General features: G+C 65.3%; 3 protein-coding genes and 1 pseudogene. 1 reads left to right on the forward strand and 3 read right to left on the reverse strand.

Translation table 11 applies throughout. The features are described from left to right. On the forward strand, positions 1 to 860 hold an 860-nt coding region (locus DYI24_RS24370), incomplete at its 5' end, for a quinone-dependent dihydroorotate dehydrogenase (RefSeq protein WP_164574155.1). A gap of 139 nt (positions 861 to 999) precedes the next feature. Here DYI24_RS24370 and DYI24_RS24375 read toward each other — a convergent pair. The 3 genes and pseudogenes from DYI24_RS24375 to DYI24_RS24385 form a co-directional block, all read right to left on the reverse strand. Continuing rightward, complete coding sequence (locus DYI24_RS24375; protein WP_164574156.1) at positions 1000 to 1734, reverse strand: MBL fold metallo-hydrolase; 735 nt, start codon at positions 1732 to 1734, stop codon at positions 1000 to 1002. A 143-nt stretch (positions 1735 to 1877) separates the two neighbouring features. After that, positions 1878 to 2585: a carbonic anhydrase gene (locus DYI24_RS24380; RefSeq protein WP_107354260.1), complete on the reverse strand. Its 708-nt coding sequence runs from the start codon at positions 2583 to 2585 to the stop codon at positions 1878 to 1880. A 137-nt stretch (positions 2586 to 2722) separates the two neighbouring features. After that, positions 2723 to 2938: pseudogene (locus DYI24_RS24385) on the reverse strand (MATE family efflux transporter); the annotation flags it as partial.

Here is a 2938-nt window from a genome sequence, read left to right on the forward strand (position 1 = left end):
GCTTCGTCGAGGTCGGCACGGTGACGCCGAAGCCGCAGGCCGGAAATCCGCGGCCGCGGCTGTTCCGGCTCGGGCGCGACGAAGCGGTGATCAACCGCATGGGCTTCAACAACGAGGGCGCCGAGGTGGTGCTGCGCCGGCTGGCGGCGCGCGCGCAATATGGCGGCATCGTCGGCGTCAATGTCGGGGCCAACAAGGATAGCGACGATCGGGTGGCGGACTACGTCAAGCTGATCGAGACCTTCGCGCCGCTGGCGAGCTACTTCACTGTCAACGTCTCGTCGCCGAATACGCCCGGCCTGCGCAATCTGCAGCAGGCGGCGGCACTCGACGATCTGCTGGCGCGGGTGATCGATGCGCGCGAGCGGGTGCGAGCGGCGGCCGGCGATACGCCGGTGCTCCTGAAGATCGCGCCCGATCTGTCGCTCGGCGAACTCGACGATGTCGTGCATATCGCGAGGTCACGCCGGGTCGACGGCATGATCGTCGCCAACACCACCCTGTCGCGCTCGCCGACGCTGCGCGAGCGGACCAAGATGAACGAGCAGGGCGGGCTGTCGGGGCGGCCGTTGTTCCGGCTGTCGACCCGGATGGTGGCGGAGACCTATGTGCGCGCCGAGGGCGCGTTCCCGCTGATCGGCGTCGGCGGCATCGACTCCGGCGGCGCGGCGCTGACCAAGATCCGCGCCGGCGCCACGCTGGTCCAGTTGTATTCGGCGCTGGTCTATAAGGGCCTCGGCCTGGTCGAGAGCATCAAGGCCGACCTCGCCTCGACCCTGCTCCGCACCGGCCGCGATTCGCTGGCCGAAATCGTCGGCGCCGACGCCCCGATGATTACTGCGGAAGAGTGGCCGGTCTAAGCGGCTGAAGTTCTGCTACTCACACCCTGTCATTCCGGGGCGCTCGCGCAGCGAGCGAACCCGGAATCCCGCAATTACTTGGGCACAGAGATTCCGGGTTCGCGCTACGCGCGCCCCGGAATGACTAGGTGAGACCTTACTACAGAGGCACGATCAGTCCGTCGCTCGCCGCCATGTGCGGGACGGTGTCGAGCTTGTGCAGCACCTCGTCGCCCATGTGGGTGAGGATCACGCGCTTCGGATTGATTTCCGGCAGATGCGTTTCCAGCGCCTTCAGGCTGATGTGGTTCTTCACCGTGCGCTCGTAGGTGTAGGCCTCGCAGATGAAGAGATCGGCGTCGTGCGCGGCGGCGACCAGCTGATCGGTCCATTGCGTATCGCCGCTGTAAGCGAGGATGCGGCCCTCCGCTTCGATCCGATAGGCGAAGAACGGCCCGCCGGAATCGCCGTGCACCACCGGAAACGGCGTCACCGTCACGGCGCCGAACTGCCGCGTCACCGTGGGCTCTAGCGCCAGCACCTGCAGATCGAAGTTCGGCTTGGTCGCCGAGGAATACTCGAACATCGCTTCCATCAGCCGCGTCAGCCGAATGTCGATACCGAGCGGACCGGCGATCACCAGCGGCCGCTTGCGCTTCATGAATTGCGCGTCGAGCATCATGAACGGCAGACCGCCGAAATGATCGGCGTGGAAATGCGTGATCAGGATCAGGTCGAGGTCTTCGCGCAGGATGCCGTAGCGCTTCAGCGCTGGCAGCGAAGTCGCGCCGCAGTCGATCAGGAAATTGACGCTCTGCCCCGAGACGTGAAAGCACGTATTGAGCCGGCCTCCAGAGCCGATCGCGTCGCCACAGCCGACAAATCGTACCTGCATTTCGGGTTCCGTCGAACTGGCTCAGATGCCGTCGCCCTGATCTAGGCCGTCTGTGCCAGGAACGTAACCCGTACCATCGCCGGATGCCGCGACCGTTGCGCGCAGGGACGAGGCTGTTCGCCCCGGCGCGCCGATCGGTGCCGCTAGACCAGTTCGACCTTGCCGCTGGCGAGATCGTAAACGCCGCCGACCACCCGCAGCTTCTTGCTGCTCACCATGTCGGCGAGGATCGGCTTCGACTCCTGCAATTGCCGGACGTTGGCGCGGACATTGGCGATCACCGCCTGGTGCCGCAAATCCTCCTCCTTCTTTTGCAGGACAGGTTCGATGCCGGGTTTCATCGCACGCACCAGATCGCCGATGTGGCCGGGCAGGTCGTTGCCCTTCTGCAGCGCTGCGACAGTCGCGTTGACGGCGCCGCAATTGCTGTGGCCGAGCACCATGATCACCTTGGTGCCGAGCACCGCGGCGCCGTATTCGAGACTGGCAAGACCGTCCGGCGTGACGAAGTTGCCGGCGACGCGCACCACGAACAGGCTGCCGGGACCTTGGTCGAAGGCGAGTTCCGGCGCCACACGGGAGTCGGCGCAGCCGAGGATCGCGGCGAACGGCGCCTGGCTTTCGGCTCGTGCGGCGCGGCCCGCGGAGAAGTCGCGCTCGCGCATCTGGCCGGCGATGTAGCGCTCATTACCCTGCATCAGCTTGTCGAGCGCAGCGTCGGGCGTGTCGCCCGGCGCATTCGCCTGGGCTTGCGCCTGCGCGGCCAGCGGCAGCGAGGCTGCGGCGAGCAAGCCGAGGCCGCCGGCCATCAGAGTTCGTCGCGATACATTGCTGCAGCACGTCTCACACATATCCGTCTCTCCCTGCATCGTTCTGTTGTGTTGGAAAGATGGTATTTGCGGAAGGCGAATGTGCGAAGTGTCGATTTCCCGCACGTGATACGGGCATCAATGTCGGGTTAATTTGGCCTGAGCGATTTGATGAAAACTCAGTGCGCCGAGAACGAGGTCCGCACCATCGCCGGATAGCGCAGCGCCTGCAGGCCGCCGCGCCAGACGTAGTGTGACAACAGCGCGATCCATAGTCCGGTGTTGCCGAGCGGTCGGAGCGCAAACCACGACGCCAGGAACAAAACCAGCGACAGCAGCATCAGGTTGCGCATTTCGCGCGCCCAGGTGGCGCCGATGAATACGCCGTCATAGGC

The sequence above is a fragment of the Rhodopseudomonas sp. BR0C11 genome (genome assembly GCF_010820945.1).
Lineage (GTDB): Bacteria > Pseudomonadota > Alphaproteobacteria > Rhizobiales > Xanthobacteraceae > Rhodopseudomonas > Rhodopseudomonas palustris_H.